Source organism: Streptosporangium sp. NPDC000095, assembly GCF_042899335.1.
Classification (GTDB): Bacteria; Actinomycetota; Actinomycetes; order Streptosporangiales; family Streptosporangiaceae; genus Streptosporangium.
This window is the reverse complement of record NZ_JBIAZS010000001.1, coordinates 105124-128975: the sequence shown is the minus strand read 5'-3', so window position 1 is coordinate 128975 and position 23852 is coordinate 105124. Positions and strand designations below refer to the sequence as shown.

The following is a 23852-nucleotide window of genomic DNA, read 5'->3' as shown; positions in this document are numbered from 1 at the left end:
TCGGGGGGTGCCGTCCGGGTCAGGCTGTGCCACGATTCCGCACATGAACGACGTTGACGCCGTACGGCGAGCACTGGCCGGCCTGGTGGAGTCCGGCGAGCTCCGCCCCGAGCAGGTGGAGCCGGTCGCCCGCGCCGTCGGCGAGGCGTTGCGTGAGCCGGGGGCCGGCGACCGGGTCAGGTGGAGCGAGATCCTCGCGTACGTCGGCGGTGCACTCGTCCTGGCCGGTGCCGCGGCCTTCGTCGGCCTGGGCTGGGACCGGATGACCCAGCCGGCGAGGATCGCGGTCCTCGCCGTGGTCACGGTCCTCCTGCTCGCGGTGGCCGTGGGGCTCGGCGCGGCGGCGCGGTCGGCGACCGGCAGGACGGCCGCCGTGCAGGGCAGGGTCGCGGCCACGCTCGCCGCGCTGGGCTCGGCCACGGCGGCCCTGTGCGCGGGGGTGGTGGTCGACCGCCACGAGGGTCTCGTCGCCGGGGTGGCCGGGCTGGTGGTCGCGGCGACGGCCTACGCGCTGCTGCCCACCGCGATCGGCCTGCTGGCCTGCGGCGGTTTCGCGCTGGTCACGGTGACCGGCCTGCTGGACGTCCTCGCCGGGCGGGAGGGCGCGGGCTGGGGCCTGGCCTATGTCGCGCTGGGCCTGCTCATCCTGACGGCCGCCCTGGCCGGGGTGCTCGTCCCGCGCGACCTCGGCCTGGGCATGGGGGCGGCGATCGCGCTCTTCGGCGGTCAGTGGCCCGTCCTGTGGGACGGCGGCGCCTGGGGATACTGGCTGACCGCGGCGATCGCGCTCGCCTGCCTGGCCCTGTACCGGCGGTGGCGCACCTGGGTGCTGATCGTCAGTGGCGTGGCCGGGCTGACGCTCGCGGTTCCCGAGGCGGTCTGGGACTGGACGGACGGCGCCGTGGGCGGTGCGGTGATCCTGGTCCTGGCCGGTGTCGTTCTGCTGGCCGCCAGCGGCCTCGGTGTCGTCCTGCACCGTCGCGTGGCCCGGTCGTAGACGTCGCACGTACTCGCCATGAGCCGTCATGCCCGTGCACGCGAGCGCGACATGACACGTCGAACGCAACCGAGGGCATCCTGTGGGTCACGCCCGTGCACATGGGCCCGACACGCGAAGACCGGGGACCCCTTCTGTGGGATCCCCGGTCTCGGAGCGTGTTCCGCGTGGCCCGCGGTGCCCGGCCGGCGCGGCGGACGCGGTCAGCGGGCGGAGCCGGAGAGCGCGGTCTCGTAGACGTGGACGAGCTCCTGGCTGATCCGCTCCCACGAGTAGCGGGACCGGGCGCGGTCGGCACCGGCGAAGCCGAGCGCGGTGCGGCGGGTCGGGTCGGCGAGCAGCTCGCGGGTCAGACGGGAGGTCTGCGCCGGGCGGTCGGCGGGCACCAGCAGGCCGGTCACCCCGTCCACCACGGAGTCGAGGTGGGCGCCCACGGCCGAGGCGATGACGGGGACGCCGCAGGCCATGGCCTCCAGCGCCACGACGCCCGCCGGAGCCTCCCTGGGAAGGGAGAGAACCACGTCGGCGCTGCGCATCAGCTTGGCGATCGAGGAGTGTGGGACGTGCCCGAGAACGGTGATCCGGTCGTCGACGCCGATCTCCTTGGCCAGCAGCATCATGCGGTGCGCCTCGGCGTCGTGCTCCAGGTCCACGGACGCGGGACCACCGGCGATGATCAGCTCGGCGTCGGGAATGCCCTCCAGCGCGCGGAGCGCGGTGTGCACGCCCTTGTCGGCCGTGAGCGGACCCACGTGCAGCAGGCGGGGGCGGGTGCCGCGCGTGGCGGCCGGACCCTGACGACGGAACCGCTCGACGTCGACGCCGCACGGGATGACCGAGATGTTGCGGCGCGGCACGCCCAGCCGGATCAGCGAGCTCTCCTCGTCACCGCACCCGGCGATCACCGCGCTGGCCCGGCGCCCGATGGCCCGCTGCAGCCGGACCTTCTTGGCGTCGTGGGAGTTCTCGCTGCTGAAGGTCTGGGTGAACGGGACGTTGAGGCCGTTCGCTCCGGCGATCGCGGCGAGCCCGCCGGTCCAGGAGTGCGCGTGGATGACGTCCGGGCGGTCCTGTCCCCAGCGGTGCATCAGCTGGTCACCGAGGTCGGACAGGTAGGGCAGGACGCTGTCTTCCGGAAGGTCCTGCGCGGGGCCGGCGGTCAGGTTCTCCAGCGTGACGCCCTGCGACACGCGAACCCTGGCCTTCTCCGAGTCGGAGTTCCTGCGGGTGTAGATCGTGACTTTGTGCTCGCGGCCGAGCTCACGGGCCACTGCCATCAGGTGAGCGCGCTGGGCGGCGAGGTCGGACTCGTCCTGGGTGGAGGAGAGAGCCTCGGAGGAGACGAATGCAATGTTCACGGCACACCTCTGGGAGGAGATAGGCATAAAGAGCCTGTGATTCCTTCAGGGGTGCCTGCGTCTTAGGCACACGTCTGTATGAGGTCAACCATACCCCGATCCGCGCAGAAGCCAAACCCCTGAGGCGAAGCCGGGCCTCCCGACGCGTCCCGCGCTGCCGCGACTCCTCGGCCCCGGAGCTCAGGACGTGTGATCGGCTCTCGTGTTCTCCCTGGTCAGGGGGATGTCGAGGCGTTCGCCCGGCTGTCCGTACCGAATTCGACCGGTTATCCGGCTCATACGACGCGAAGAGCGAGGATCACGATCTCATCCCAGACTCTTCCGCCGGAGAACGCGTGCCGGTCCTCCTCCACCGTCTTGACGATCTCGGCGGGGGACTGCGCGACGCAGCGCGCCAGCACGTCCGCCAGCCTGATCTCGCCGTAGGACTCACCCAGCTCGTTCTGCGAGGCGACCAGGCCGTCGGAGTAGAAGACCAGGGTCTGGCCCGAGGCCAGGGTGAGCTCCTCGGTGAACATCTCCGCCTCGGGAGCGATGCCCAGCGGAACGCCACCCCCCGCGGTGAACCGGACCCCGCCGTCGGGCAGCAGCAGCGCGGCCGGGTGGTGCCCCGCGCTGGCCAGCCTGATCTTGCGCGCCTTGATGAACCCGGTCACCGCCATCACGAACATGCCGTTGTGCTGGGCGTTCAGGGCCTGGTTCAGCTTGCGCATCACCTCGCCGGGGTCGGTCTCCCAGACGCTGAGCACGCGCAGGCCGTTGCGGACCATGGCGCTGACCGACGCGGCCTCCTCACCCTTGCCCGCGGCCCCTCCAAGGGCGAAACCCCATCCGTCGCCGACGCGGAAGACGTCGTAGAACTCGGCGCCGACCGGGCTGGAACCCGCGTTGTAGATGGCCGCGGCCTCGAATCCCGGGATGTCCGGCAGGCTCCTGGGCACCACGCTGGTCCGCAGCGCGTCGGCCGCCCGGGAACGGGTCTGGAAGCTGCGCCGCGCGCGCAGCGCGAGCCCCAGGTGGGCGCCGATCTCCTCCATCAGCCCCAGATCGGCGAGCGAGAACGGTTCGCGGTCGCGCAGCCGCACCAGGGTGAGGGCTCCCAGCACGCCGTTCTCGCCGCCGATCGGCACGATCAGTACCGAGGCGGCGCCCATCACCCGCAGCAGCGGCGGGCCACCGGGAACGTCGCCGAGCAGCCTGTCGTCCTCCAGCATCTCGTGCACCACGCCGGAGCCGCCGGTCAGCACGTGCGCGACGGCCGGAGCGGTCAGCGGGTTCATCCCCTCGGCGAGGCGGAGCAGCTGGGTCACCGGCTTGTCGCTCGGGCCCAGCACGCAGGCACGTTTGGGCATGCCGTCGCGGACCACGTCGGCGATCACCCAGTCGGCCCACTCGGCGGCGAGCAGCCGGGCGGCCCTGGTGACGGTCACCGGCTGGCGCAGGCTCTCCTCGTCGAGCAGCAGGCGGGTCATCCTGGACAGCAGCTCCTGCCGGCGCGCCGCGGCCATCACCAGGGTGGCGTCCGAGCGGTCGGCCGGGCCGTGCGGCGGGCCCGCCACCTGCGCCTCCAGCGGCAGGATCATGACCGCGACCATCTCCTGCGGCTCTCCCGGCATCGTCAGCCGGGTGACGGCGAGCTGAACCGTGTGCGCGCGGCCCTGGTGGGCGAGCCGCGTCTGGAATGTCGCGGTCTGGCCGCCCTGCTGGACCGCCGTCAGGTGCGAGCGGAACGCCGCCCGCCGGGAGACGTCGACGAACAGCGGGAACGAGCGGCCGATCAGGTATCCCGCCGGGCTGCCGAGCATCCGGGAGGTCTCGGCGCTGATCCGCCGCACCACCCCGGAGGCGTCCAGCACCACCACGGGGATGGGGAAGGTGCGGAACACCTGCCGCAACAGCTTGAGCTCCCGCTGTGACCCGCTCTCCCGCTCCCCCGACCGTTTGGGCGCCTTGCGCAGCTCGCGCACCGAGGCGTCCAGCAGCTCACGGGCGGTGTCGAGCTCCGCCAGCGCCGCGTCGAGTGTGGACCGGGGGTCGGCGGGGTAGGCGGACTTCGCCTCGCGCAGGGAGGAGATCCTGGTGGTCAGCGCGTTCAGCGCCTGCTCCAGGGTCTGAAGGCCAATGGCGTCGGTCAATGCTCGTCCTCGTCAGGGGCCGGAGTGGACTGGTCCCGTCGTAGACGGTACGCCACCCGGTGGGCCGAATCGATGCGCGGTCGGATAGTGGTTAAGTTAGCGACACAGGGGAGGGGAGTCGCGAGATGGACATGGTCACCCCCGTTCTCGCCCGGGACCTCGCGGCCCTCGGCAGGGTGAGCGAGGAAACGTCGAGTGAGAGCGTGCTGCGCGGTCTCACAGCCACTCTCGCAGGCGGCGTGCCCGGTTGCGCGGGCGGCTCCGCCGAGCTCTGGCGACAGGAACGGATGGTCGTCTCAGCTTCCCACAGCGAGCTCATCGTCCTGCTCGACAGCGAGGGGGAGATCGGCGAGGGGCCCTCGTCCGAGGCCCGCGCCACCGGGCGCCACGTGATCGTCCAGGACGTCCTGCACGAGCCCCGCTGGCCCGCCTACGCCGGCATGGCCGTGCGCTGCGGCGTCCGCTCGGTCCTGGCGATGCCCATCGTCATCGAGCACGCCGTCCTGGTCCTCGGCATGTACGGGGTGCGTCCCGGCGTCTTCGCGGCGAGGAACGTCCCTCCGCTCGCCGACATGCTCGCCGAGCAGGTGGGTGTGGCCCTCGCCAACATGTGGGACTACGACGAGGTACGCACCGACGCGGCCCAGATGCAGGAGGCTCTCGCGGGCCGGGCGATCATCGACCAGGCCAAGGGCATCATCATGAAGTCCAGCGGCTGCTCGGCCGAGGCCGCCTTCGACGAGTTGCGCCGAATCTCGCAGCACCACCAGGTGAAGGTCGCGGACCTGGCCAAGCTGCTGGTCGAGGAGCACCAGCGCAACCGTGAGACGAAGAAGAAAGAGGGCTGAGGTCCCGGTGGGGGGTGGTTTCCGGCGGCCGGCGGCCGGCCCGGGATCGTCGGGAGAGCACCGGGGGGCCGTCACCGGTCGGCTCCGCCTTCCGCACGTGCCCCTGCCTGAACCCGGGCGGTAACCCGTCGCGCCGGATCGGACATGGCCGACCCGCGACAAGGCGGCACGTGCGGAAAACGGGGCTATCCAAAGGCTGCGATCGCCTCGTCGATCGTGTCGTACAGGGGCAGCCGCTGGGCCAGCCCTGTGATCCACATCACCTTGGTCTTGGCGTACTCCACCCCGATGAGGGCGAACTTGGCGCCCGCGGTGGTGCTGACCTGCCAGTGGTGGACGATGAGTCCCAGCGCGCGCGAGTCCATGAAGGTCACACCGCTCAGATCCAGCGCCATGTCGAGACCGTGCTCGCCGGTCTCCGCCGCCAGGTAGTCGGCGAACTGATCCCTCGTCGTCGCGTCAAGCAGACCCGTCACCCGGATCACGTTGATCCCACTGACCAGCGCCGACGTGAGAGTCAGGGCTGCCGATCTCTCGCCGTTCTCCGACACCGTCACTCAGGGCCTCCTCGTGCCATTCGATTAGCAACCTTACTGTTACCTGGGAGCGAGTAATACTCCTGGATTCGGGGGAATACTGGAACCCTGAGGTCCAGCAGAGGGCCTCGCCTCGAAAATTGGTCGAGGCGATGCCGTCTGCCCGGATGTTGCTTCCGTGGTCGGCTCGCCCGACAGTAATACCAGGGAGCAGCAATGTCTGTTCAGGCACTCGAAATCACCGACATGACCGCTGAGGACCTCCTCGCCGAGATGTCCCTGCCTGAGATCTCCGAATACCGCGCCGAGCGCCTGCGTGAGCGCATCGTCGAGATGCACCGCCACCTCGCCATGGAGATCGCCCGCCGTTACCGCTACCGCGGCGAGCCGATGGAGGACCTCCTGCAGGCCGCGTACGTGGGGCTCATGAAGGCCATCAACGGCTTCGACCCGACCCTCGGGCACCCCTTCCGCGGCTACGCCGTGGTCACCATGACCGGTGAGGTCAAGCGCCACTTCCGCGACCGCACCTGGGCCATCCGCGTTCCCCGCGTCTACCAGGAGCGCAGGGCCGAGCTGAACCGCCTGGTCGCGGACCTCAGCCAGGACCTCGGCCGAGCCCCCACGGTCGCCGAGCTGGCCACGAAGATGAAGATCTCGGAAGAGGACGTCCTGCTCACCCTCGACGCCTCCGCCGCCTACAGCGCGCTCTCACTGGACGCCCCCCTCGGCGCCGACGACGACGCGGGCGCACTGGGCGACGTGATCCCCGACGAGGACGACGCTCTGGGCACGCTCGTGGACCGCGAGGCGGTCAAGCCGCTGATCGACAAGTTGCCGGAGCGCGAGAAGAACATCCTCCTGCTGCGTTTCTTCGGCAACATGACCCAGGCCGAGATAGCGGCGGAATTCGGGATCTCCCAGATGCACGTGTCCCGTATCCTGCGGAAGGTGCTTGACCAGCTCCGTGAGGAACTTGTCGCCGAATGCTGAATAGACCGCCCGTTGCAGGGCACCCCAGTCGGCGACAACGGACGTGGCGTAAGGTGCGTTTGAATGGATCCCGGATGCTGAGGACAACGGCGAACGGGAACAGGGGAGGCGGATCTCGGGTGAACGAGGACGGTGTTCGTCCCGCTCGTTTCACGGCGAGTGGCGGCCGTTCCCGGATGATCCCCGCAGGCGCCGCCGTCGCCGAACTCGCCTTCTGCCTTCCCGATCTCCCCGACGTCCGCGACTTCGCCGCCGCCCAGGCCGTGCGGAGTGGCATGTCCCAGGAGAACCTCGCCGACTTCCTGGTGGCGCTGAACGAGGTCGCCACCAACGCGGTCATCCACGGTCACACCACCGCCAAGGCGGTGTTGCGGATGTGGACGGTCGGCCGGACCCTCCTCGTGGAGATCCACGACGAGGGCCAGTGGGACCCGGGACCCGCTCCGGGCGAGACGCCTCCCGGCCCGCAGGCGACCAGCGGCATGGGGTTGTGGGTGGCCCGGATGGTCAGCTCCGACATCAAGTTCGAGACCGGGGCCTCGGGCACGTTCATCACGATGTCCTTCAAGGTCTGATTTTCTCCGAGGAGGTGCTCGGAGGCCCTGGAAAGCCGGTGGGCGGCGTACGTGGCCACGTACGCCGCCCACCGGCTTTTCCCGCACCGCCCCTCCTTCGCCGGCGCGAGGCGCGTCCCAGCGCCCTCGACGCCGGTTTCCTCATGCCCTTGAGGCCGTCGGGGAAGGGCTTCCCCCGCAGCCGACGGAGATCAGGACAGTCGAAAGGGCCCCGTCCATGTGGACGGAGCCCTTTCCTTCGGCTCCTTCGGCGACCGTGTTCCCGACTCTCGGAGCAGGCTTTCCCCGGTGCGGGGCAGCCGGTGGGCGGAGGGTCTAGCGCCTACGGCGCCAGCCGCCTCCACCCCCGCCGGTCCGCGGACCGGCCGAGCCGATCCCGGCCTGGTGCAGCGCCAGGAGCAGGAGTCCGAGAAGCAGGAAGCCTGTCCCGCTGATCGGGCCGAGTCTGGTGTTGATCAGGTCGAGCAGGAATCCAAGGCCGAAAACGACGGCGGCGGCGATTGCGAGCATGGGTCACCTCGTCCCGGCGGAGATGTTCAGGAGCTGCTCCAAGGTCGCGCGGTAGTCACGCAGAGCGGTCCGGAGATCTTCGGTGTCGTTCTTCTCGGTGTTCTTCCAACGCCCCTGGAGCTCGGTCGCCCGGGTCTCCAGCGCGTTCCTGAGGGAACCCGTGACCTCGTCGAGGAGGGAGTCGGCCCGTTCCACCGCGTCACGCGGATCGTCCACGAAACCGGCCTGGACCTCCTGCCAGCGCCGCCGTACGTCGTCGGCGTCCTGGTCGAACAGGGCCCCGGCCGTGGTGGGCGCGGTGGTGGCGGGCGTCTGGCCGGTCCGCTCGGCGTCGGTGAAGCCGGTGCTCTCGTCGAGCACGTCGTCCGGCCGGTCCGCGGTGCTTCCGGGGAGATCGGAGGCGACCGGGGAGTCGTACGCGCCGGTGCCGGTCACCGGCGTACCCGGGGTGGTGGCGGAGGGCTGCGCGTGGGCGAACGGGCTGTCGTTCCTGCCGTCGCCGTCGAGGTCACCCCGTACGCCGTCGTTCGCCACGTCGCGCCGGTCGTCGTCGAGAGAGGTGTCCGATCCGACGGTGGTGTGCCGGTCGTCGCTCGATTCGACGACGAGGACGTCGTCGCGGTCACTGATCAGCGGGTCGCGCGTCCCGGTGTCCGGGTCGAGGGACGAGGCGTTCGTGCGGTCGGCGTCACCGTGGTGCGGCTCCCGGAACTCGGGGGCGACCTCCTCGCCGTGGCGCGGGGTGTTCAGGTCGTCCTCGTCCGCCTTGTGGACCAGCCGGTCCTTGTCCGTGCTGAATCGGTCGTTCATTCGGGTCACCGTCCTTGGGGGTCGCGTCGCGGGGCTCGCTCGGCGTCGTCGATGGTCTCGGGCTGGGTGGAGTCCGGGTGCCGGGCGTCTCGGTCGGCGGGAATCGTGGCGTCCCGGTCGGCGGTCTCGGTCCGCCGGGAGTTCCGGTCGCCGTTGACCGAGGGGTCCGGGGTCGAGGTGCCGGGGGCCTCGAGCAACTCCTCGAACAGGGCGCGGTAGTGGACCATGGCCTGCCGGAGCTCCTCGGTGGAGGCCTCCTTGCGGGCGGCCCGGGTGCTGATCTCGTGAGCCTGCCGGTAGTGGTCGAGGGTGCGGCCGTGCGCGACCGAAAGGTCGGAGAGCCGCTGCTCGAAGTCCTCGGTCGGGTAGCCCCGCTCCGCCATCACGGACGTGACCAGGTGGTCGGCCTCCGTCACCGCGAAGCCGGGAGCGTCCACGAAACGCTCCTGGACCTCCATCCACTTCTTCGCGTAGACCTCGCGCGTCCCGGCGTCCAGGGCGCGGATGTCGAGGGAGCTGAAGCGCTGCTCGCGGGCGATGAGCTCCTGCTCGGCATCGCGCCGGTTCTCACGCTCCTGCACGGTACGTTCGTATTCGGGGCCGAAACGGTCGCGAAGCCGGTGTCGGCGTTGCTGCTGCATCACGAAATAGCCGACTGCAGCGATCGCCACCACCGCGACCACGATGACGGCCACCCAGATCACGGTGGACATGTCTGCCTCCGGTCGTGTAGGCGCTTGTACCCGTGCGCTGCCCTGGGGTCAAGGCTCGAAACCGGTTGCCAACATCTCTGGCGTGCCACTATTTAGACTTGATTTGACGTTTTACCGCGATTTTTCGGGTATTGACCGTTCCTTTGCGGAGTTTCTGATCGTGGCCTCCTTCTCTGGCTTCGGCTGGTTTCCGGTGCTCACCCCTCCGTCGAGCCGAAACCCGGTCGGGACGACGGGCTTTGAACCTGCGCCCCCGTGCCCCCGGCCAAGTGCGCCACCAAGCTGCGCTACGTCCCGGTCGCCCATCGCCCTCTCGGGCGGGACGTCATGATCTAGTGATCCTCGAGACCCTCAGAGGGCACGGCGGCCTCAAGAGCCTTCCTGGCCTCGTTCAGCATCCTCTCGACGAGCCAGTCCTCAGGAGAGGCGGGAACCTCCAGGAACCCGCGACTCGGCTCGTATGAGATGTCCATCCCGGAGGCGACCAGCCGCCCGGCCCAGCGCAGCGCCGTGTTCAGCTTCTCGGCCGGGATCACCCGCCCCTGCGCCACGGAGGAGAGATTGCGCAGGTTCGTCGCGGGTCCGGACTGGTTGTGCGCGCGGTCCAGCTTCCACGGGATGGCCCGCGAGTGATCGAGCATCGGCTTCGACAGACCTGCCGCCCGCTTCGCCTGCAAGATCCCCGACTCGCTCACCCCGAACCGCGCGGCCAGCTCCGCGTTCGACAACCCCTGCCCGGCCAGCCGCCGCAACTCCTCCTGGTCGATCAACGCCTTACGCCCCACGGTGCCCCTCGCCCTTCGCGCGATCGCCTGCCCTCGTGGGCGTCGCCGTGTGCGAAGCCCCCTCGATCTGCGCTAAGGTTATGACGTCCCGCCCGAGAGGGCGCAGGACGCAGGACAACCGGGACGTAGCGCAGCTTGGTAGCGCACTTGACTGGGGGTCAAGGGGTCGCAGGTTCAAATCCTGTCGTCCCGACCAGGTTTCAGCTGGTCGGCAAGGGTGTCACTCGGAAGGGTGGCACCCTTTCGCATTGGTGGGTGACTACCGGGCGAAGATCGTTGTGGACTTACGCATCGGCCTCCGACCGTTCAACGGGGGCGGTGCCTTCGCGGGGAGAGACCGACCCCCGTCGAACGAGCGGTCTATCTCCCCGCATTGCCTTCGACTACCCCTACCACCCCTACCGCCGAATCTCCGAGATCCTCCACCTGGGCGAAGACCACGCGCGGCAACTCCTGCGACGCGCCCGCGACCACCTTGCCACCGAGCGGCGCCACCAGGTGAGCAGCACCGCCCATCGGCGCCTCGCACAGACGTTCGTCGCCGCCGCGCAGTCCGGCGATCTTGCCGGACTGGAGGAACTGCTCGCCGCCGACGTCGCCCGCCGAATCCGATCAGCGGCGGAACACCCTCGCGAGCGCACCGTAAGTGGAGGCCGGTGTCGCCGCTCTATTGGGCCTGGTCGGTCGGGCGGATGAGGAGGGTGCGCCTGGAGGCGGCCATGTCCCTGGCCGAGGAGTGGCCTCTCGACGTGTGACAACCACCGCGACGAGCTGTCACAGATCGCGACGCCGTCCGGTCTTCCTTGGCGAACCGGATGCCGTAAGAGCGACAGGAGCGTGAGCGTGCCCTCGACCAGGACCACCGTCCGGATCCGGGTCCAGATGAGCTCCCGGCCCGTCGACGAGCCGCATCGCGCGTCGAGCCAGCTCGAGCTCCTCTTCGATCTCACCTTCGTGATCGCGGTCGCGGCCATCACGGCGCAGTTCGCGCACGCCATCGCTGAAGATCACGGCCTGACCGGGCTGGTCCCGTTCCTCCAGGTGTTCTTCGCCATCTGGTGGGCGTGGATGAACTTCACCTGGTTCGCCTCGTCCTACGACACCGACGACGTTCCCTACCGGTTGCTGACCATGGTGCAGATGGCGGGGGTGCTGGTCCTCGCCGTCGGCGTGCCCGCCGCGGTCGGCCACTCCGACTACGGGATCATCACCCTGGGTTACCTCATCATGAGGATCGGGCTTGTCGCCCAATGGCTGAGGGCCGCGTTCGAAGACCCGGCGAGCCGTCGTACGGGGCTCCGCTACGCCGCGGGCATAGGTCTGGTCGAGTTGGGCTGGTTGTTCCGACTCGCTCTCCTGGGGACGGGATTCCTGCCGGCGTCACTCCAGCTGCCGTTCTTCGCCTGCCTGGTCGTCCTGGAGCTGGCGGTGCCGTGGTGGGCGGAGCGAGTCAGGGCAACCACCTGGCACCCGCACCATATCGCCGAGCGCTACGGCCTGTTCACGATCATCCTGCTGGGCGAGAGTGTCCTGGCCGCGAGCAGAGGAGTTGAAGCGGCGCTCGAAGCGGCTCCCCTCGTCGCCATCGCCGGATCCGGTCTCGTCCTGCTGTTCGCCATGTGGTGGCTGTACTTCCTGGTCAAGGCAGGGGAGGGGCTCAGCGACCGGCGTCATCGGTCGTACTGGTGGGGGTACGGCCACTTCGGCATCTTCGCCGCGCTGGCGGCTCTTGGCGCCGGGCTCGAGGTGGCGGTGGAGCAGAGCGGGCGCCAGGTGGCGGCATCGCCGATGGCGATCGGCTACGCGGTCGCCATCCCGGTCGGGGTGTATCTCATCCTGCTCCGGGTGGTGCATGCGCTGGTCGACGCGGACTCCGTCATCCCCCGCCCTGCCGTGGCAGGGTGCGTCGGCGCCGTCGTGTTGTCGCCGCTCGCGGCGCCCTGGATCGGGGTGGCCGCCGTGGTCGGGCTGATCGCGGCCGCCTGCGTCGCGCTGGTCGCCGTCGCCATCTGGGCGGCCCGTAGCTGAAGGAGCGTCATGTACGCATCAGGAAACAGAATCGCCACGTCCGTCCTGGTCATCGGGACCGGAGGGGCCGATCTGCGCGCGACCGTCGACGCCGCGATCGAGCGCCGCGAGACCCGTGGCTGCCACAACCGCTCCGACGACCCGGAACTCGACCCCGCACTGCAGGTCAACCGGGTGGTTCGGCCCCGGATCGGTGGAGCGGGAGAGCATCCCGCCGATTCCCGCCGAGATCGCGGCGTTCATGCGCGAGGTCTCAACCGTGGGAAAGCTCGTCGAATAGCCGGATCTTGTCACAAATGCCGGGGCTGTCCTGTCTTAGCTGGCGATCGGGCCACACCGCTGAACGGGGGAGGTTGTTGTGACCGCGTTGCCGATGGTCGCCGAGTTCGGCGATGTCGCGGGCTGGACCGCCGGCGCCCGGGATGCGGCTGCTCGATGTGGGCGCGGGAGTCGGCGGGCCGGTGGCCTGGGCCGCCGAAGGGTTCGGGGTCCGGCCAATCCTGATCGAGCCGATGCCGGCCGCCGACCGGCTGATCCACGCGGTCAGCAGGCCGGCTGTACATCCCTTGGAGGAGACATGATCACCCCGAACGGTGAGAACGAGTTCCTGTACGAGCTCCACGTCGAGATCGAGGAGGAGCTGATCATCGCCGAGGCGAGCCATCCGGAAGAGGAGGTGTGGCAGCCGGTCACCGAGTGGCTGTACGACCCGACGGACGTCGAGCGCGAGAAGATCGCTCTGCGGGGGCTGCGCGACGCGGTCAAGGTGCTGGAGGACGGCTCGCGGCCGGGTGACGACGTTGCCTGAGCCGCGGATCGGCACGCTCGGCAGCCTCCGTGAGCACCTGCAGTGGGCGATCGAGTTGGAGCACGCGACGCTGCCGCCGTACTTGACGGCGCTGTACTCGTTGGATCCGGAGCGTAACCCGGCGGCTGTGGAGGTGGTGAGTGGCGTCTTCGTGGAGGAGATGCTGCATCTGGCGCTGGCGGCGAACCTGCTCAACGCGGTCGGCGGCGCGCCGCGCCTGGACATGCCGGGGATGCTGCCGCCGCACCCGCGCAAGCTGCCGCACGGTGATCTGGAGGTGTCGCTGGTGCCGTTCGGTGCGGAGGCGGTGGAGATGTTCCTGCGTCTGGAACAGCCCGCACCGCCCGGCGCGCCACCGGAGGACGACAACTACGAGACGATCGGGCAGTTCTACGCGGCGATCGAGCAGGGGTTGCGCCACCTGTGCGACACGCTCGGCGAGAAGGAGGTGTTCTGCGGCGACCCGGCCCGGCAGGTGAGCGGCGGCCACTTCCGCCACACCGGCGGCAGGCTCGTCGCCGTCACCGACCTCGCCTCCGCGCTGGACGCGCTGAAGGAGATCGTCGAGCAGGGGGAAGGCAACGCTCGCGGCGAGGTCTGGGACGGTGACCAGGACGAGGTCGCCCATTACTACCGCTTCATGGAGCTGAAGCTCGGCCGCCGCTACCGGCGCGGGGACACCCCTGAGTCAGGGCCCACCGGTGAAAAGCTCTCGGTGGATCTCACCGAGGTGTTCTCCATGACGCCCAACCCCGCGGACCGCGCCGCGCAGGAGGAGTTCAACCACACCTACTGCGCGATCCTCCATCTGCTGGAGCTGGCCTTCAACGGCAGCCCGAGGATGCTCGCCGTCGCCACCGGGGAGATGTACGCGCTCAAGGCCCAGGCGCAGGAGCTGATGCGGCGGGGCGGCCTCACCTTCGACTACGTCCCGCCTGAGCTGCGCCGCTGGAGCGCGGGCGACCACCAGCGGATCGTCGTGCTCCGGGACGGGCCGTACGTCGTGTACGGTCGCGTCCCCCTGCGACGCAAGCGGAAGATCGTCTCCGCCGAGCAGAAGAACGCGCTCACCTGGAAGACCGGCGAGCCGCTGGAGACCGAGGAAACCTATGCGCTGTGCCGCTGCGGCCGTTCGGGCGCCAAGCCGTTCTGCGACGGAACTCACGCCGTGATCGATTTCGACGGCACGGAGGCCGCGCCGATGCGGCCCTACCAGGAATTGCAGCACGTGCACGACGGCGTCGGCATCTCCGCGCAGCGGGTGGGCGAGCTGTGCGTGCACGCCGCCTTCTGCATCGGCCGGACCAGACCCATCGCCAAGATGCTCGACGACACCGCCGACAGCGACGTGCGCTCCGCCGTCATGGGCCGCATCGATCACTGCCCCTCCGGCTCCTACAGCTATGCCCTCGAACGCGGCGGCGAGACGATCGAGGCCGACCTCCCGCGCGCCGTCTCGGTGCTGGAGGAGGAGGACGGGCTGGCCGGCGCGCTGTGGGTGACCGGTGGAATCCCCGTCACCCGATCGGACGGCCTACCGCTGGAGACCAGGAACCGGATGACGCTGTGCCGTTGCGGCCACTCCGGCAACAAACCGCTCTGCGACGGTACCCATCGCGAGATCGGCTTCCACGAGTGAACAACCAGAGAGGCAATCCCATGGACCAACCGGTCGTTCTCCTCGTCCACGGCGCCTTCGCCGAGTCGGCCGGCTGGAACCGCGTCATTCAGCGCCTGCGTGGCAATCAGCTCACCACGGTCGCCGGCGCCTCTCACGCGCTCGCGGCCTCCCAGCCCGACGCCGTGACAGCGACTATCCTCGACGCTGTGGACCGCGCGCGAGGCTGACGAACCCCTGCCCAGGCCAACGGGTGAATCGATGTGGGGCACATGAACACGGAATCCCTGAAACAGGCGGGCGCTCTCGATCGGGCGGCGTCCGCTTTCATCGAGCTGCGTCCGCGGCTGTTCGGCATCGCCTACCGGATGCTGGGCAGCGCGGCCGAGGCCGAGGACATCGTCCAGGAGGTGTGGCTGCGCTGGCAGGACACCGACCGCGAGACCATCGAGAACCCGCCGGCCTTCCTGGCGCTGGTCACCACCCGGCTGGCCATCAACCTGGCGCAGTCGGCGCGCATGCGGCGGGAGTCCTACATCGGCCCCTGGCTGCCGGAACCCGTGGACACCAGTCTGGACCCCACTGTCGGCGCCGAACGCGGCGAAGCGCTGGAGCTGGCCTTTCTGCTCCTGCTGGAGAAGCTCAATCCCACCGAGCGCGCCGCTTACGTCCTGCGCGAAGCCTTCGACTACCCCTATCCGCAGATAGCGGAGATCCTGCGGCTCACCCCGGTCAATGTCAGGCAGATCGTGAGCCGCGCCCGCAGGCGCCTGACCGCCGTACGCCACGAGCCCATCGACAGGCTCCAGCACCGGCGCCTTCTGGAGACGTTCCTCGACGCCGCCCAGACAGGAAACGTCGGCGCCTTGGAGAAGCTCTTCGCCTCCGACGTCGTCAGCTCCTCCGACGGCGACGGCATCAGGGGATCGGCCAAGTTCCCCGTGCTGGGCAATGAGCGGGTGGCCAGGTTCGTGGCCGCGTTCTCACCACGGTTCTGGCCGGGCGCCGCCGTCACGTGGGTCGAGATGAACGGGCTGCCAGGCGTGCTCGTCACCCGGGACGGCAGCGGTGTCGCCCTGCTCGCCATCGAGGCCTCCAGGGAGGGGATCCACCACCTGTTGTGGATCCTCAACCCGGCCAAGATCGAGGCCTTCGAGCGGTCTCGCAGCCGCTTTGTCACAACGTAACGGGCTGTCCGGTCTTATCTGCCAACAATGAAGGGGGCGGCAGATCATGACCGAGGCGGGCGCCGAGTCGCTGGCGGAGATGCTCGACGAACGGCAGCACCTGCTCGAGATCGCTCTGTGCATGTTCGGCTCGGACACCACGGCCGACCACGTCGTCCAGGAGACCTATCGCCGCTGGTACGCCCTCGACGAGGAGGAGCGCGCCGCCATCGCGGTGCCGCGCGCCTGGCTGACGCAGACAGCGGGAAGCATCTGCCTGGAGCTCCTCGCCGACCCCGACCCCGACCACGTGCCCGGCGGCCGGGTGCCCCGGGCCCAGCCCGTGCCGTACCCGGCCTCGCTCCGGGCCGGGTACGGCCCGGAGATGCTCGCCAGGCACGAGCGGGTGGCCCGCCGGTTCGCCGCGGCCTGCCAGGCGGGCGACACCGAGGCGTTGCGGGAAGTCCTGGCCGCCGACGCGATCGTCGTCAGCGATGGCGGCGGCAAGGTGCGCGTCGCCGTGCGGCCGACTTACGGTGCGGACGCGGTCGCGCGGGTCGTCACGGCGTTGCTGATCGACCAGCCAGGAACCGAGCCGGCCATCGGATCGGTGAACGGCGGGACGGGGCTCGTGCTGCGGCGGGCGGGCAAGGCCGTGGCGGTGGTCAGCGTGAGCGTGGCCGGAGCCGAGGTCACGGCGGTGTGGATCATCCTGAACCCCGACAAACTCCAGCGTTGGCACTGAAGGGCATACCGGCGCACGACCTCAAGGGCCTGGGCGGGCGCCGCTCGCGCGGTGTCCGGTAGGCCGACCGCGGGCTGGGACAGCCTGACCGCCTCCGAGATGCAGATCATCAGGCTCGTCGCCGACGGCGCCACCAACAAGCAGGTCGCCGATCGGCTCTACCTGTCGCCGTACACGGTCAGCACGCACCTCCGGCATGCCTTCACCAAGCTCGGGATCGGCTCGCGCGTCGAGCTCACCGAGCTCCTCCTCGAACACGAGGCCGCCTGTCACAAGTGAGAGGGCTGCCTTGTCTTAGCTGACGATGCGGGCGCACTACAGCGCCCGGAAAGGCAGAAGGGTGCCAACAATGAAGATCGTGGTGATCGGCGGGACCGGGCTCATCGGGTCGAAGCTGGTGAAGAAGCTGGGCGAGCACGGCCACGAGGCCGTGGCCGCGTCGCCGAACACCGGCGTCAACACGCTGACCGGGGAGGGCCTGGCCGAGGTGCTGAAGGGCGCCCAGGTCGTGATCGACGTGTCGAACTCGCCCTCGTTCGAGCGCGAGGCCGTCATGAAGTTCTTCCAGACCTCCACCGGCAACCTGCTGGCGGCCGAGGCGGCCGCGGGGGTGGGCCATCACGTGGCGGTGTCGATCGTGGGGACCGACCGGATGCCGGAGAACGGCTACTTCGCGGCGAAGATCGCTCAGGAGGAGCTGATCGAGAAGTCGGGAATCCCGTTCTCGCTGGTGCACTCCACCCAGTTCTTCGAGTTCGCCCGCGGCATCGCCGACGAGGGCACGGTCGACGGCAAGGTGCACATCGCGCCGGTGCTGTTCCAGCCGATCGCGGGCGACGACGTGGCCCAGGCGGTCGGCAGGACCGCGGTGGGGACGCCGCTGAACGGCCGGATCGAGATCGCCGGACCGACCCGGTACAAGATGGACGAGTTCTTCCGCAAGGCGTTGGCCGCCTGGGGTGACACCCGTGAGGTCGTCGTCGACCCGCAGGCACGCTATTTCGGCAGCCTGCTCGGCGAGCGGTCGCTGGTGCCCGCTGACGGCGCGCAGCTCGGCACCATCACCTACAAGGACTGGCTCGACCAGTCCAACGCGAAGTAGGCGGGGCGATGGACAAACCGCGATCGACCGCGTGGCAGACGGCGCTGACCGTGCTGCAAGAGGCGCAGCCTCCGTTCATCCCCGAGGGCGCGCACGCGATGACCGTGGTCATCGAGTACCCGCCTGGAGACCCTGGCGCGCCGCCGCATCGCCACCCGGGCCCCGCCTTCGGCGTCGTCCTCGAGGGCGAGATGCTGATGGAGCTGGAAGGAGAGCCGGAGCGGGTGATCCGCGCCGGCGAGGCGTTCTGGGAGCCGGGGGGCGACGTCATCCACTACCAGGACGGCAACAATCGCGACGATGTCCCGGTACGGTTCACGGTCACCATGCTGTGCGAGCCGGGCAAGCCGATGTTCACGCTGGTGGAAGAGGCCGAGCTGGCCCAGCGCCAGGACCGCCGCGGCCCGCGCCCGTCCTGAACCCCGTCGAAGTATCCGCAGCGTGACGGCACCGGCTGCCGTCACGCTGCCTGACCCCAGGAGCGAACCAGGCCGCCGGCCCACCGGCCGGCGGTCCGATCCGCTGTGGAGGTGGTGAGTGGCGTCTTCGTGGAGGAGATGCTGCATCTGGCGCTGGCGGCGAACCTGCTCAACGCGGTCGGCGGCGCGCCGCGCCTGGACATGCCGGGGATGCTGCCGCCGCACCCGCGCAAGTTGCCGCACGGTGATCTGGAGGTGTCGCCGGTGCCGTTCGGTGCGGAGGCGGTGGAGATGTTCCTGCGTCTGGAACAGCCCGCACCGCCCGGCGCGCCACCGGAGGACGACAACTACGAGAGCGGTGCCACGGGATAGCGCGTCTGGCATCGAGACGTCCATGGTGAAACCGAGGCAGGCACGCATTGAGGTGACCTCGGAAAACAATTCAGACTGATTGTGCCGCGGGCTTGACGTGATGTGACGAGCGTCATGTCACAAGCCGCCTGCCGCACTTTGTCTCTGTAGTGACAGTCCATGAGTTACCTCCGCGCAAAGGGCGCGACGGACATCGATTCGAGAGACGATGCGGGAGAAGAAATGCTCATCAAGAAAAGGTTGTTCATCGCGCTGGTGACGCTGGTCGCCTGTGCCGCCGCTCCTGGTGGAATGACGGCGCCTGCACCGGCTTCGGCCGACGACGGTGACGCCTCGATCAGTTCCTGGGGTTTTCCCGGTGAGGGATCCGACTGGCAGCCGGTGACCTATGCCGGTGGGCAGATCACCAGCAGGTCCACTCCGGGAGAGGCACGCGACAACCGTGGCAACATCCTGCACGCCTGGCGCGGCGCGGACAACGACTCCATCTGGATCTCGTTGAACAACGGGCCGGCGTACTCACTGCCCAACGCGCAGACGTGGACTCCTCCGAGGGTGATCTGGACCGACGACGGGGGTCGCGGAAACTTCCGGATCTTCCACACCGGTACCGAGGGCCACGTCTACCAGCACCGCGTCCAGCTCAGCGCGAGCTACCAACTGCCCGGCACTCTGCCCAGCTGGACCAAGATCCCCAACGACACGCGCACCACCAACACCGAGCCCGTGGCGGTTGCCGCGCTTCCCGACAACTCCTTCATGCTCGCCTGGAACAGCCAGTCCACCGATGACATCTGGACGATGTACTACAACGGCGAAACCGCGACCTACGGCGCGCCCAGCATCGTGCCGGGTGCGCAGAGCAAGGACGCGCCGGGACTGGCCGCCCAGGTGGGCAGCAACAACGACCCCGCTCCCTGGAACCAGATCGTTCTCGCCTTCACGGGCACCGATAATTACGTGTACATGTCGCGGCAGCGGTACGGGACCGGAAATTGGACGAATCCGTTCCGGGTTTATGCGACAGGCACCCCCGGTTACACGAGGAATGGCCCGTCCGTTGCGCTCTCCCGAAGCGGTTACGGCGTCATCACCATTACCGAGGACCGCGACAACACCATCGGCAGTTACATGATCTCGCGCGACGGTGGGTGGAGCGGCTATTACGAGGAGAACAGCTTCGCACTCTCCCCGGGCAGAACTCCGCTGGCCGTGGTAGCCGGTACCGATGTCTATTACGTCATCAACGGTTCAGCCGGTGGCAAGAGCGGCGTGCTGTGGAAGAAGGTCTACGACTTCGCGGCGATGCCCACGCCGTCGGCCCCGCAGTGGTGAAGCCGGTAAACGCTTAGCCGGACGGCGCCATCGTCTCCGACGCCCGACGCCCGACTCCCGGCGTCCTACTCAGAAAGAGATCACGTGAGACTGGTTCGACCAGCGGCGGCCGTGTTATCCGGGTTATCCGGCCTGCTGCTCTCGTTGTCGTCGCCGGGCATCGCCCCGGCGGCGTCCACTTCCCCGACGCCCTTGACCGCGGCTGCAACGGCGGAAGACTCGCCGTCGGCCGGACCGGGAGCGTCCGGCCCGGACCTGAGTGTCACCAACCGCACAGCCCCTACGGCCGGTCTACCGGACTGGTCACGCGCAGGATACCGAGGCGGCCAGAAGCTGCCCGAGGGCGATACGGATCTGACCGACGACGCCTCCTGCCGTATCTCGCCGGAAAAGCTTGCTTCCTCCTACGGGGTGACGGCGGACGACGGGGCCGACGACACCGCCGGACTGCAGAAGGCGATCGACCACATCAAGAGCGTCTGCTCGCCGAACGCCAACTTCAACCGGCTCTCGCTCATCGAGCTGCCTTCCGGCCGGCTCGACATCACCCAGCAGATCTACGTTGACGCCGGATTCCTGATCGTACGGGGCAAGGGGGCTGGCGACGGCGGCACCCGGCTGGTGTTCAGACCCGGCCTCCGGACCCGCTACGACCAGGTGATCAACGGTCGGTGGGACCAGGAGAGCATGATTGCCGGCACCGCCCCCGACATCGGCAACGGTGGCTGGATCTGGCCTGGGCGAGGCATGTTCCGGGTCCAGACCCGAGAGGTGGCGGCCCGGTACAAGGATGACTGGGAGCTGGCGTCGAGCCTGCCCATGCGCAAGGACCTCTATGAGGGCAGCATCAACCAGCACTGGGCCTCCGGCTTCAAGGTGGCCGCGGCGGACGGGGACCCGGGCTTCTCGGCACGGGCGGGAAACACGGTCGTGCGGCTGGACGCGAAAGCCGACATGACGAAGTTCAAGCCGGGCGGCTATGTCTGGGTGGGCGCGGCCAACAGCCGGAAGTTCTACGCGCAGCAGGGCATCACCGACCAGAGCATGATCGAGGCGCTCCACATGCGGCAGGAGATGTTCCGGCTCAGCCGCATGGACGCCACGGCCAAGACGATCACGCTGGACCGGCCGCTGGAGTGGGACCTGCCGGTCAACTCCGAATCGGACGGCTCCGAACCGCTGAACGGCAACGGCACCCCGTACGCCAGCAAGGTCACGCCGCTGAAGGTGGTCGAGGGTGTCGGGTTCGAGGACTTCGCCTTCACCCAGGACATGAACGGCCTGCCGAAGATCGGTGGCCAGGAGACGTACTCGCTGACTCCCGAGCAGGCCGTGCACAACTACGGCAACATGGCGCCCGAGTACGCCATGCACGGCATCGTGTTCAAGTGGGCGGCCAACAGTTGGGCGCGCGGGCTGAAAGCCACGATGACCGGCTCACACCCGATCGTCACCGAGGTGGCGCGTAACCTGCAGATCGAGCGCAACAGCTTCGACGGCGCCTGGAACAAGGGCAAGGGCGGCAACGGCTACCTGCGCGGCAGTCGCGTATGGGACTCGCTGTGGGCGCACAACCTCAGCCGCAACTTGCGCCACTTCACCTTCCAGTGGTCGGCCGGCGGCAACGTCGCCTTCCGCAACGACCTCGACTCCGACCTGAACCTGCACGGCGGCTGGGAGCACGACAACCTGTTCGAGCAGAACACGGTGCGAGTCCCCTACGAGCACCGCTCGGCCAACTGCTCGGCCAACTGTGGTGGTGAGGGCGGCGAGATCGACGAGGGCACCTGGTATCCGATCTGGTGGGCGGCCGGCCCCAAGGCGGGCAAGTGGGCCGGCTCCTCCGGGCCACAGAACGTCTTCTACAACAACACGCTGAGCAAGCAGACCACCGCGGGCGGGCCGTTCGAACCGTACAGGCCGTACGGCGCCCAGGTCGGTACCGCCTTCCAGTTCGGATCGGACGACTCCGACCCGCGCACGTTTCTGCCCCTGCGCCAGAACGGGCAGGCGATCACGGACTGGACCGAACGGGAGACCCTGAACTACCAGGGCAATGGAGTGGCCACCCTCGACGTGGGGAATCGGCACTCACTGTTCCTCCGCGACACCGGCGGCGAAATTCCCCCACGGGACCCAGAGTTCGTCGAGATCAAGGCGGCCACCTGGAACATGGCCGGCGCGTCCTCGCAACACCATGGCGACAGGTACGCGACCGCACTGCCCTCCCTGCATACGCAGGAGAATCCTCCCAGGGAGAACGACATCCTGGCCCTACAGGAAACCGGCTATCCCGCCGACCGGCACTATTGGGCCGAAGATGCCATCGCGCAGACCGACTACGTCAAGAGGATGCGGGACGGCAGTACGAACGCGCCTCCCGTCCAGGAGATCTGGCTCAGCCGAACCAGTGGAGGCCGCAGAGGAGGTTACCTCTACTGGCTGAACACGAACGTCGACACCGGCTCCGGCAACCCGGAAAAGATCAATCTGGCGGTCTGGACTCGGAGAAGTGTCCAGCGGAACGAGATATTCGTCGTCCCCGGAGCGACCAGGAACGGCGTGCACGAGGGCAAGTCCCGTCCCGCGCTCGGCGTCAACTATTGCGGTGTCGTCTACTTCACCTGGCATGGGGCGGCACAAGGCGGAACGGACAACGCCACGATGCTGAGGAACATCAAGAGTCGTATGGAGAACGCCGGCCCGAACGGGCAGCCGCTGCGCTGGGTGGTCCTCGGCGACTTCAACATGGAGGTTTATGGACAGGCAGGATTGATAAACGCTCTCGGCAGTGACTCCCATCAGTTCGACATACTGTCCTCGAGCGGGCCGACCCGCCCCGTCACGGGACGCACCATTGACTACGCCGTCACGCAGAACAGCGTCACCCCGGTGCTCTACAGGGGTTACGGGTTCGGGACGCCGATAACCGACTTCGAACTATCGGACCACCGTCCCGTCGAATACGACTTCTCCTATCCCACCGACGATCAGAGATGCACGACGTCCAAGCCGGCACAGCGGGCGAAGGCCGTTCCGCGAACAACGCAGAATCTCAGAAGCGCATCCAGCACCCGCTCTCCCTACCCTTCGGGTGCGGGGACACAGCCCGGCAGTAGTCGCCTCAAGACCAGGATGTTCGCCCGCTCCGAGCAGAGCGCGCACAATTTCCGCTTCCTGGCCGCCGCTGACCACCCAGGTCACTACCGCGTGCTGCACAGCGTCACGCGTACCTATCTGGGCCAGGACTCCGCCCGTGCCGACGCGCCGGCGGTTCTCCAAGGCTCTGACGAGGGCGACTCCCAGCTCTGGCAATTGCTGGACATGGGTGACGGCACATGGATCTTGCTGAACAAGGCCACCGGTCAGGCGTTGACCGTCCTGGATCGCGCGGACGGCGAAGAACTGGTGGGTCGTGATCTCGTCGACGAATTCGACCCCGAGCAACGCTGGTTCCTTCAGGACGCCGAGAACGAGGCGCTGGACGTCGACGAGATCGTCACCGGCGCAGGCTCGGCCATGACCGTGCAGGACTCCGATCCGGAGCCGGGCACCCCGGTGGTGCTCGAACCCGACAGCGGCGATCCCGAAGAAGAATTTCTGCCCATATACGCTGACAAGACCGAGGATTTCTACTGCTACTACCTCGTCCACAAGGGACTGTACGTCAATTCAACGGCCACCGATCCCGCGGTTGGCGATGGCAACCGGCTCACGCTGAACGAATTCCGCGCCAATGACGGCGGCTACGTGTTCTGCACCCCTCTCGCCGACAGGCACGTATCGCAGCCGACGGTGGTGGGCCAGTACGACGCGCAGGCCCGCTTCCTCAATCTCGGCGCCATCGGCCCGGGTTCGCTGGCTCTGAGCTCGTCCTACGGGCTCACATGGAACTGGAAAGCACTCCGGAGCTGATCGCCGGCCCCGTTCTCCGGGGTCTGTCCAGTGAACTGCTCACGGAACGGGCGCGTAACAGGTGTAGATGTAGCTGAATATGAG

Annotated in this window: 24 protein-coding genes and 2 tRNA genes; 17 read left to right on the top strand and 9 right to left on the bottom strand. The window is 68.6% G+C overall.

The window, feature by feature from the left end:
* Positions 1-43 precede the first annotated feature (43 nt).
* Positions 44-997, top strand: a complete 954-nt coding sequence (locus ACFY3V_RS00430) for a hypothetical protein (protein ID WP_350947024.1) — start codon at positions 44-46, stop codon at positions 995-997.
* A gap of 203 nt (positions 998-1200) precedes the next feature.
* On the opposite strand, the gene ACFY3V_RS00425 is transcribed toward ACFY3V_RS00430, so the two are convergent.
* On the bottom strand, positions 1201-2355 hold the full coding sequence (locus ACFY3V_RS00425; RefSeq protein WP_362895097.1) for a glycosyltransferase: 1155 nt from the start codon (positions 2353-2355) through the stop codon (positions 1201-1203).
* A gap of 275 nt (positions 2356-2630) precedes the next feature.
* Entirely contained in the window at positions 2631-4490 is a 1860-nt protein-coding gene (locus ACFY3V_RS00420) for a SpoIIE family protein phosphatase (RefSeq protein WP_389768565.1), read from the bottom strand.
* A gap of 125 nt (positions 4491-4615) precedes the next feature.
* Here ACFY3V_RS00420 and ACFY3V_RS00415 point away from each other — a divergent pair, with 125 nt between their 5' ends.
* Positions 4616-5338 carry a GAF and ANTAR domain-containing protein gene (locus tag ACFY3V_RS00415; protein ID WP_350947027.1) on the top strand — a complete coding sequence of 241 codons (723 nt, stop codon included), beginning with the start codon at positions 4616-4618 and terminating at the stop codon, positions 5336-5338.
* 185 nt (positions 5339-5523) lie between these two features.
* Here the strand turns inward: ACFY3V_RS00415 and ACFY3V_RS00410 are convergent, their stop codons facing one another.
* Entirely contained in the window at positions 5524-5895 is a 372-nt protein-coding gene (locus ACFY3V_RS00410) for an STAS domain-containing protein (RefSeq protein WP_350947028.1), read from the bottom strand.
* A gap of 195 nt (positions 5896-6090) precedes the next feature.
* Between ACFY3V_RS00410 and ACFY3V_RS00405 the strand changes: the two genes are divergently transcribed.
* Both ACFY3V_RS00405 and ACFY3V_RS00400 read left to right on the top strand, forming a co-directional pair.
* Positions 6091-6867, top strand: coding sequence for a SigB/SigF/SigG family RNA polymerase sigma factor (locus ACFY3V_RS00405; RefSeq protein ID WP_350947029.1), 777 nt, complete (start codon positions 6091-6093; stop codon positions 6865-6867).
* A 176-nt stretch (positions 6868-7043) separates the two neighbouring features.
* Positions 7044-7442, top strand: coding sequence for an ATP-binding protein (locus ACFY3V_RS00400; RefSeq protein ID WP_362895092.1), 399 nt, complete (start codon positions 7044-7046; stop codon positions 7440-7442).
* A gap of 315 nt (positions 7443-7757) precedes the next feature.
* On the opposite strand, the gene ACFY3V_RS00395 is transcribed toward ACFY3V_RS00400, so the two are convergent.
* The 5 genes from ACFY3V_RS00395 to ACFY3V_RS00375 form a co-directional block, all read right to left on the bottom strand.
* The gene (locus ACFY3V_RS00395; protein ID WP_350947031.1) at positions 7758-7952 is read right to left on the bottom strand and encodes a hypothetical protein; all 195 of its coding nucleotides are present in this window, start codon (positions 7950-7952) and stop codon (positions 7758-7760) included.
* Positions 7953-7955: 3 nt separating this feature from the next.
* Positions 7956-8762 carry a hypothetical protein gene (locus tag ACFY3V_RS00390; protein ID WP_362907548.1) on the bottom strand — a complete coding sequence of 269 codons (807 nt, stop codon included), beginning with the start codon at positions 8760-8762 and terminating at the stop codon, positions 7956-7958.
* Between the two features lie 5 nt (positions 8763-8767).
* On the bottom strand, positions 8768-9475 hold the full coding sequence (locus ACFY3V_RS00385) for a hypothetical protein (protein WP_362907550.1): 708 nt from the start codon (positions 9473-9475) through the stop codon (positions 8768-8770).
* Positions 9476-9699: 224 nt separating this feature from the next.
* Positions 9700-9772, bottom strand: a tRNA-OTHER gene (locus ACFY3V_RS00380).
* Positions 9773-9807: 35 nt separating this feature from the next.
* Positions 9808-10260 (bottom strand): hypothetical protein, encoded by a 453-nt coding sequence (locus ACFY3V_RS00375; protein WP_389768559.1) that lies wholly within the window; start codon positions 10258-10260, stop codon positions 9808-9810.
* A gap of 119 nt (positions 10261-10379) precedes the next feature.
* Between ACFY3V_RS00375 and ACFY3V_RS00370 the strand changes: the two genes are divergently transcribed.
* Both ACFY3V_RS00370 and ACFY3V_RS00365 read left to right on the top strand, forming a co-directional pair.
* Positions 10380-10456 (top strand) — tRNA-Pro (locus ACFY3V_RS00370).
* Between the two features lie 647 nt (positions 10457-11103).
* Positions 11104-12288 (top strand): low temperature requirement protein A, encoded by a 1185-nt coding sequence (locus tag ACFY3V_RS00365; protein ID WP_389768556.1) that lies wholly within the window; start codon positions 11104-11106, stop codon positions 12286-12288.
* Between the two features lie 18 nt (positions 12289-12306).
* On the opposite strand, the gene ACFY3V_RS00360 is transcribed toward ACFY3V_RS00365, so the two are convergent.
* The gene (locus ACFY3V_RS00360) at positions 12307-12531 is read right to left on the bottom strand and encodes a hypothetical protein (RefSeq protein WP_362907556.1); all 225 of its coding nucleotides are present in this window, start codon (positions 12529-12531) and stop codon (positions 12307-12309) included.
* Between the two features lie 334 nt (positions 12532-12865).
* Between ACFY3V_RS00360 and ACFY3V_RS00355 the strand changes: the two genes are divergently transcribed.
* The 11 genes from ACFY3V_RS00355 to ACFY3V_RS00305 all read left to right on the top strand — a co-directional run bounded on the left by ACFY3V_RS00355 (position 12866) and on the right by ACFY3V_RS00305 (position 23768).
* Positions 12866-13096: a hypothetical protein gene (locus ACFY3V_RS00355; RefSeq protein ID WP_362907558.1), complete on the top strand. Its 231-nt coding sequence runs from the start codon at positions 12866-12868 to the stop codon at positions 13094-13096.
* The gene (locus ACFY3V_RS00350) at positions 13080-14735 is read left to right on the top strand and encodes a ferritin-like domain-containing protein (RefSeq protein WP_389768552.1); all 1656 of its coding nucleotides are present in this window, start codon (positions 13080-13082) and stop codon (positions 14733-14735) included. The genes ACFY3V_RS00355 and ACFY3V_RS00350 overlap by 17 nt, the downstream gene beginning before the upstream one ends.
* A 20-nt stretch (positions 14736-14755) precedes the next feature.
* A complete protein-coding gene (locus tag ACFY3V_RS00345; RefSeq protein ID WP_389768549.1) occupies positions 14756-14944 on the top strand; it encodes a hypothetical protein in 189 nt (62 codons plus the stop codon).
* 42 nt (positions 14945-14986) lie between these two features.
* On the top strand, positions 14987-15901 hold the full coding sequence (locus tag ACFY3V_RS00340) for an RNA polymerase sigma-70 factor (RefSeq protein ID WP_362907564.1): 915 nt from the start codon (positions 14987-14989) through the stop codon (positions 15899-15901).
* A gap of 46 nt (positions 15902-15947) precedes the next feature.
* Entirely contained in the window at positions 15948-16625 is a 678-nt protein-coding gene (locus ACFY3V_RS00335) for a hypothetical protein (protein ID WP_389768546.1), read from the top strand.
* A 51-nt stretch (positions 16626-16676) separates the two neighbouring features.
* The gene (locus ACFY3V_RS00330; RefSeq protein WP_389768543.1) at positions 16677-16904 is read left to right on the top strand and encodes a helix-turn-helix transcriptional regulator; all 228 of its coding nucleotides are present in this window, start codon (positions 16677-16679) and stop codon (positions 16902-16904) included.
* Positions 16905-16974: 70 nt separating this feature from the next.
* Positions 16975-17727, top strand: coding sequence for an SDR family oxidoreductase (locus ACFY3V_RS00325; protein WP_389768540.1), 753 nt, complete (start codon positions 16975-16977; stop codon positions 17725-17727).
* A gap of 8 nt (positions 17728-17735) precedes the next feature.
* Entirely contained in the window at positions 17736-18146 is a 411-nt protein-coding gene (locus tag ACFY3V_RS00320; RefSeq protein ID WP_362907572.1) for a cupin domain-containing protein, read from the top strand.
* Positions 18147-18260: 114 nt separating this feature from the next.
* The gene (locus ACFY3V_RS00315) at positions 18261-18518 is read left to right on the top strand and encodes a ferritin-like domain-containing protein (protein ID WP_389768536.1); all 258 of its coding nucleotides are present in this window, start codon (positions 18261-18263) and stop codon (positions 18516-18518) included.
* A gap of 222 nt (positions 18519-18740) precedes the next feature.
* Positions 18741-19853 (top strand): hypothetical protein, encoded by a 1113-nt coding sequence (locus ACFY3V_RS00310; RefSeq protein ID WP_389768533.1) that lies wholly within the window; start codon positions 18741-18743, stop codon positions 19851-19853.
* Positions 19854-19997: 144 nt separating this feature from the next.
* Complete coding sequence (locus ACFY3V_RS00305) at positions 19998-23768, top strand: RICIN domain-containing protein (RefSeq protein WP_389768530.1); 3771 nt, start codon at positions 19998-20000, stop codon at positions 23766-23768.
* Positions 23769-23852 lie beyond the last annotated feature (84 nt).